Below are 6,067 nucleotides of genomic sequence, written 5' to 3' on the forward strand. Positions count from 1 at the left end.
TCGAGGCCTATCTCCACCCCATAGAATACCGCAAGCATCCGGCCTGTTCAGCTAAGGGTGAGGCCACCCTCGGGAGTTAGGGAAGGAACCCTCTGTTTGTGGCCTGCCCCAGCTGAGCCCGTTGACAAGCATCATTGACCGTGTTGTGGAAGCGGTGGACCGTGGGTGGGACCCAGGCCGCGGAAGCGGGCCTTCCCGGGAAACACCTTTAAGGCTGTCGTCCCTCTCCTTTGGATTTTTCGCCTCTGCCTTTGACCTCCTGAGATGACGGTGGTAGCAGCCGACCGCCAAAGCCGCACCACCCGGAGCCCGCCCTGGTAGACCTCTAACGAAATAGCCTCAAGGCCACCTCATCCCCTGAAAGAAGCGGAGGTAAGGGGGAGAGATGGGGACTCATCCTTTGTGCTAATATGTCTGTATGCGCACCACCCTGGACCTGCCCGACCCCCTCTACCGCCGCCTCAAACTGAAGGCGGCCCAGGAAGGTAAAACCTTGCGGGAGGTGATCGTCCGCCTTCTGGAGGAAGGGCTCGGCCGCACCCTCCCCGGCCCCAGGCCCATCCCGAGGGTCCCCGAGGCCGGAAGGCGCCTCCCCGCACGGAGCCACGCCGAGCTCTGGGAACTCCTGGAGGAGCATGGACCTGCCTGACCTCAACGTCTGGTTCGCCCTCCTCGTTCCCGAGCACCCCTTCCACGCACATGCCCTCCGTTACTGGGAGGAGGCAGAGGAGCCGGTTCTGGTCCGGGTGACGGCCTTGGGCCTCCTAAGGCTTTTGACCAACCCCAAGGCCATGGACGGAAAGCCCCTCAGCGTGGCAGAGGCTTGGCGGGTCTACCGGGAGTTGCGGGCGGTCTCGGGCGTGGCCCTCAGGGAGGAGCCACCGGGATTGGAGGAGACCTTAGAGGGGTTCCTCCCCCAGTTGTCCCCGAGGCTTTGGACGGACGCCTACCTAGCCTCCTTCGCCCTGGCGGGGGGCTACCGCTTGGTGAGCTTTGACCAGGACTTCCGGCGCTTTCCCGGGCTCTCCCTTAAGCTTTTGCAGGCGGTTTGAGGGGAAAGGATTCACCAGGACAGATCCTTCAAAGGTTCAGGCTGGATGACGCTCTCATACCCTTCCCACCGGGCTCGCAAGAGCTTAACGCCTCCACGCCCAGCAGCCATCCGGAGATAGCTGGCGAAGCCGGCAAAGCCCATCAAAGGTGCGCAAGCGGGAAGGGTAGAGAGGGAGTGAGGCACATTTTTGATCACAAACTCCCAGCCACCCCCACACACCTCCCCTCCTACCCGACTCGCGGAACCCCAGTTGCTTGAACCTCCCCTCAGGAAAGCTAGCTCAAGTCCCCAAGCAGCAACCCTGACGCTAAAACCCCCCCAAAACAGCGCAAACTGGCCCGACATCCCCCCCTTTCCACCCCTTTTCTCTCATAAAGCGCCCCAACCTCACACCCAAGAAGCCCAAAGGGGGGAAGAAAAAGAGGGGGGCGAGCCATCCCCCCTCGCGTTCTTCACCTCGCCCCTCACGACTCCCTTTCGCTTCCCTCCGGCTTCTCTTCCGGGACTTCTCCCAGGGCGGCCAACCCGTTCTCCGAAGTCTCCTGCTCCAAGGCGGCCACCACCTCCAGCCAGGGAAGCTTCAGCTTGCGGTTCGAGGCCCGGACAGCCTCCACCTGCATCCAGTCCCTGTGGCGAGCCATGTAGGTGGACGCGGGCCACTTGTGGTCCAGCGCTTCCATTGTTTCCCGGATGCGCTCGGTGTAAAGGTGGTAGAGCTCCGCCGCCACCCGCTTCAGCTGGTCCGAGGCCTGCCAGGCGGTGGGGATCCGGTCTGGGGAGGCGCTCTTCTCCCGCTCCGGAGCCCCGCCCATATAGCCGGCAAGGGCGTGCACCGCCATCACCAAGGACCAGACGTAGGCTTGGAAAAGCGAGTTCAGCGCCGCGTCCAGGGGAAGGAACTCGGAAGCTTCCCCTTCCTCCCCCGCCCTCTTCGCCCGCCAGGCGGCCAGAAGCCTCTTCTCCAAGAGCTTCTTCCGGCGGGACCAGACCCGGCGCAAGTAGCTTACCCTCCGCTCCAGAGCATCAAGGGGCGCTTCAAGGGCGTTCAGGATCTCGGCGTACTCCTGTGGAAGTTCCCCCTCCTCCCGCTCCTCCAACTCCAGGTTCCGCAGGGCCCGCTCGTACCGAGCCCAGAGGTCCCGGAGTTCCCTGGCCGTCTCCTCCATGGACCGCTCCGAGGCCTTGGAAAGGATCGCCGCGAGCTCGGAGACGAACTCCTGAGCGTTGGGGATGGGGGGGCGCTTCTGGGCCACCTCCTCCCCCACCTTGAGCATCCGCCAGACAATGGAAAGAGCGTCGCTCGGGATGTCCCGCCGCTCCACCAGGAAGCGGATGGCTGGAAGGGGGAGGACGGAGGTTAGAAGGTAGGCGTAGGTCTCAGCGGACCTGGGGGAAAGGCCCGAGGCGGCGACGGCCCTCTCCACCAGCCGCGCGTTCTCCCCTTTCGGAACCCCCCGCCTTCTACCCAGCCTCTTCAACGTGGCGAGGGCCTCCTCCAAGCTCAGACCCCCAACCTCGGTCAGGAAGCGGATGAGGGCTATGGCGGTGGCGGTCCTAGGGACCCCCCTTCGCTTCACGTTCTCCGCCAGGGACGCCAGGTACGCCTCCACGTCGTCCATCTCCACCACCGTGGCCGGGATGGTCTCCCACCCCAGGGCGAGGGCGGCCCGGTAGCGCCTTTCCCCGGCGACGATCTCGTACCTGCCATCTTCCAGCGGGCGCACCACGATGGGGTGGAGAAGACCATGCTCCTTCATGGAGCGCGCGAGATCCGCGACGGACTCCGCGTCGTCCCGCAGGCGGGGCTGCCGTGGATTGGGCGCGATGGCGGATAGGGGAAGCGCCCGCATTGCAACCTTCCGCTTCTCGCTCTCCATGGTTCTAGTGTACGGGGAAACGGCGGGAAGGGGTACAGGGGGGTTATAGTTGTCCAATTTTCTTGTACATTCATTCCAAAAAACAGGGGGGTACGGGGCTTGTAGGTGGTCTTGCCCCCACCCCAAGCCTCTGTACACGCTCGTGGGGGCAAGATGCCCCCTCGGCGCGGGTTTTCCCGCTCTCTCCGGTGGGAGGATGGGGGCGGCGGAAAGTGCGAAGGGCGCGAGCCGGAAGCGAAGAAAGGGAGGTGGCATGAACCTGATCGCGGACGAGAAGCGGGTGGTGGAAGCGTTTGGGGAGGCCGAGGAGCGGAACGGCGTCTACGGCACCTGGGCTAGGGAGCTGTCTATCAGGGACGTGCAAAAGCGCGTGCGGGAGCTCTTCCCACGCGGCACGGGCGAGGTGGTCCTGACCGTGCTCTGCCCGGAGGAGGGCTATGTAGCCTCCCTGAGGGACACGGGGGAGTGGGCGCGCTACACGCCCCTCAGGCACCTGGCTTGGCTGGCCGAGGGCTAGGGTAGAGGCGGGATGGCGGAGGCGCCTCGATGGGGCTTCTCTCGAAGCGCGCCGGGAGGCGCCCCTCGAGGCCCCCCGGCGCCGAAGCCCCCCCCCGAGCGCGTGGTGGAACCCCCCTGTGGCAAAGCTCGCCCCGCTGGCCCTCGAGGCGGGTTCCACCAGGGGAGCCGCCCAAGCGGTCCTGCCGAGCCCTGGGCCGCCACTAACACCGCCTCCTCGAGGGCTCCTCTCCTCTACCCCACTCCCCCTCCGAGGGGGCTCGCGGCGAGAAAGCTAAACCCCCTTTCCGGGGGTCCCGGGAAAGGGGGTCGGTCCCCTTCCCGGGGAAACCCTCCCAGCGCGGGCTGGGAGGGGCCGAAGTCGCCTCGAGGGCCCACCCCCTCGAGGCCGCCTACTTCTCCCCCGGGTGGGCGGGGGTTCCCCGGGCCGGGCGCTAGGCCAACACCACCTGGCGCCCGAAGACCTGCTCCAACTCCCGGGCGACGGCCATGGCCGCCTCCCAGGAGCCGGTGGTTAACTCGGTAGCTGCATCCGATGAAAAGAAGGTCCGGGCAAGCCAGACCGCTGGCCCTGCTCCAAGCCCAAGGGGGCACGGTAAGAATCATCACCTGGTTCCCCGGTTCTTCAGGTGGAGATCGATATTTACCCTACAGGCGGCGTGGTCGTCTCCCCCTGGCTTTTCGCCCTTCTATCCCCGGGAGTGGGGATTGTTATAGCAAAAGCGGGGGCAAACGGGCCACCCCACAACATGTGTGGGGACGAGCGCGGGCGGCCCATCCGGGAATGTCTTGGTGCAAGCTGGAGCCAATCGCTGAGAGTGCGCCATTGACCGAGCCAAAGGCCACCTTACCCGCTAGGAAGAGTAAGGAAGAGGGGTGAGGGTGAAGGATGGGGTGAGAATGGATGCGGAATAAGCGATTCCGGGGAAACCGGCACAAGAAAGAAAAGCCCCCCAACGGGGGGCAGGGCCAAGGGGAAGCACGCTCCTTTAAGGAGACCAGGTCAGTATCTTCACCGGGCAAGGGACGTCCACGGTGTCTCCCTTGCCCAGTTGACCCCTGTCGTTGAGGCCCCAGGCGTAGAGGGCAAGGCCGCTTCCCTCTTGAGTGATGGCTAGGGAGTAGTCGTAGCCCGCCTTCACCACCAGGGCGTTCCCCAGGAAGCCATTGCACCCCGGCCCCTTGACCCGAACCGGGGTGGGCGACGGATTGCCCGCCTGGCCCTGGCCCAGCTGGCCGTGGTCGTTGCTCCCCCAGGCCCAGACCTGGCCTCCCTCCGCGATGGCCAGGTTGTGGGTCCCCCCTGCGGCCACCGCGCGGATCCTCGTCCCCGAGGGGAAGGGAACCTGTTGGGGCTCATGGGTTTGGGGCAGGATGCTAGGGTCCTGCCCCAGTTGCCCCTCGGCGTTGCTCCCAAAGGCCCACACGCTCCCATCCGCCTTGAGGACCAAGGAGTGGTCCCTTCCCGCCGAGACCTGCGAGGCTCCCGTGAGGCCGGGGACGGGGTGGGCGTAGCGGTCGCTCACCCCTTGGAGGCCCCTTTGGCCGTAGAGGTTCCACCCGGTGCTCCACACCGTCCCGTCTTCCAGCAGGAGGAGGGCGTGGGCGTTTCCCGCGTCCACCTGGCGCACGCCCGTGAGGGGTGCTCCGTCGGGCCCGAGGAGGGGACGGGGGTCGTAGTACCAGGGATCCACTTGGGTAAGGACATCCCCGTTGTTCTGATTGTCCCCGAAGCCCAGCACGCGGCGGCCCTGGGCAGTGTGGAGGACCAAGGTGAAGTCGTGCCCCGCGTCCACGGCCTCCACCGAGCTTAGGTATTCGCTACCCCCTTCGGCCACCACGTAGTCGGGGGGCTGGTAGGTTCCTGGAGAGTCGCCCCCTCCCCCCTCAGCAAACCCCTCTTGCCTACCCAGCTGCCCGTAGGGGTTCACCCCCAACTCATGACGCGGCCGTCCGCCATCAGGGCCAGGGCGTGGCGCTGGTTCTCCCCAACGCCAAACTGGGCCGCCACCGCCACGGCCCCTTCCACCCCCGCCACCTTCCCCGGCGTGGTGCGGTGGTCCAGGGTTGCCGGGTCCACCCCCAGCTGCCCAAACCGGTTGTCCCCCCAGGCGTAGACGCCGTCGGGCTTCACCAAGAGCGCGAAATCGGTCCCCGCGGCCAGGATGGTCTGGAAGCGGGAGGGGTCCAGGGAACCGCCACCCCCATTGTTCCCTCCCCCTCCCGGGCCGCCGCAGGCGGCGAGGAGAAAGCCAAGGCCGAAAGCCCAAAACCGAAGGATCCTCCGCATGGCCCACCTCCTTCTCGTTTCCTGTTGGCCTTTATGGGCCTAGTCCCCTTGGCCCACGTCAGCTACCGCCACGGCGATGTCTATCCCCCGCAGTGCGCTTTCGCTGGGCATTTGCTCTGTGTCCAGGAGCACCTCGGAAGAGGCGGCGCTCCCACGGACCACGGCGGCGGCGGTCACGATATAGGCATCGGCGGCGGTCAAGGTGTAGCCCAGCACGCTTCCCGCATCTGGAGGGGTGTAGTGGGTCGTCCCGCTTCCTGGGAAGAAGGTGGCGTAGAGGAGAAGGGGCTGTTGCGTCTGGGCGTCCTTCAGGAAGCCGCTTGCCTGGAG

Annotated in this window: 7 protein-coding genes; 3 read left to right on the plus strand and 4 right to left on the minus strand. The window is 66.0% G+C overall.

Translation table 11 applies throughout. The features are described from left to right. Window positions 1–418 precede the first annotated feature (418 nt). Window positions 419–649: a hypothetical protein gene (locus QT17_RS12115; RefSeq protein ID WP_039460343.1), complete on the plus strand. Its 231-nt coding sequence runs from the start codon at window positions 419–421 to the stop codon at window positions 647–649. Continuing rightward, window positions 636–1,052 carry a TA system VapC family ribonuclease toxin gene (locus QT17_RS12120; RefSeq protein ID WP_039460345.1) on the plus strand — a complete coding sequence of 139 codons (417 nt, stop codon included), beginning with the start codon at window positions 636–638 and terminating at the stop codon, window positions 1,050–1,052. Before QT17_RS12115 ends, QT17_RS12120 begins: the two co-directional genes overlap by 14 nt. A gap of 466 nt (window positions 1,053–1,518) precedes the next feature. On the opposite strand, the gene QT17_RS13100 is transcribed toward QT17_RS12120, so the two are convergent. Next, entirely contained in the window at window positions 1,519–2,931 is a 1,413-nt protein-coding gene (locus QT17_RS13100) for a ParB/RepB/Spo0J family partition protein (RefSeq protein ID WP_152607411.1), read from the minus strand. A gap of 253 nt (window positions 2,932–3,184) precedes the next feature. Between QT17_RS13100 and QT17_RS12130 the strand changes: the two genes are divergently transcribed. Then, on the plus strand, window positions 3,185–3,448 hold the full coding sequence (locus QT17_RS12130) for a hypothetical protein (protein ID WP_039460346.1): 264 nt from the start codon (window positions 3,185–3,187) through the stop codon (window positions 3,446–3,448). A 988-nt stretch (window positions 3,449–4,436) separates the two neighbouring features. On the opposite strand, the gene QT17_RS12135 is transcribed toward QT17_RS12130, so the two are convergent. The 3 genes from QT17_RS12135 to QT17_RS13905 all read right to left on the minus strand — a co-directional run. Next, entirely contained in the window at window positions 4,437–5,243 is an 807-nt protein-coding gene (locus QT17_RS12135) for a hypothetical protein (RefSeq protein ID WP_161791378.1), read from the minus strand. A 131-nt stretch (window positions 5,244–5,374) separates the two neighbouring features. Next, window positions 5,375–5,737, minus strand: coding sequence for a hypothetical protein (locus tag QT17_RS12140; protein WP_039460348.1), 363 nt, complete (start codon window positions 5,735–5,737; stop codon window positions 5,375–5,377). Between the two features lie 39 nt (window positions 5,738–5,776). Continuing rightward, window positions 5,777–6,067, minus strand: a 291-nt coding sequence (locus QT17_RS13905; RefSeq protein WP_039460350.1) for a hypothetical protein, incomplete at its 5' end; no start/stop codon positions are given.

It is taken from the genome of Thermus sp. 2.9, from assembly GCF_000794385.1.
GTDB classification, from domain to species: domain Bacteria; phylum Deinococcota; class Deinococci; order Deinococcales; family Thermaceae; genus Thermus; species Thermus thalpophilus.

Excerpts from the sequence above, each read along its gene's own strand:
- QT17_RS12115 (WP_039460343.1), top strand. The coding sequence starts at position 419 with ATGCGCACCACCCTGGACCTGCCCGACCCCCTCTACCGCCGCCTCAAA.
- QT17_RS12120 (WP_039460345.1), top strand. The coding sequence starts at position 636 with ATGGACCTGCCTGACCTCAACGTCTGGTTCGCCCTCCTCGTTCCCGAG.
- QT17_RS13100 (WP_152607411.1), bottom strand. The coding sequence starts at position 2,931 with ATGGAGAGCGAGAAGCGGAAGGTTGCAATGCGGGCGCTTCCCCTATCC.
- QT17_RS12130 (WP_039460346.1), top strand. The coding sequence starts at position 3,185 with ATGAACCTGATCGCGGACGAGAAGCGGGTGGTGGAAGCGTTTGGGGAG.
- QT17_RS12140 (WP_039460348.1), bottom strand. The coding sequence starts at position 5,737 with ATGCGGAGGATCCTTCGGTTTTGGGCTTTCGGCCTTGGCTTTCTCCTC.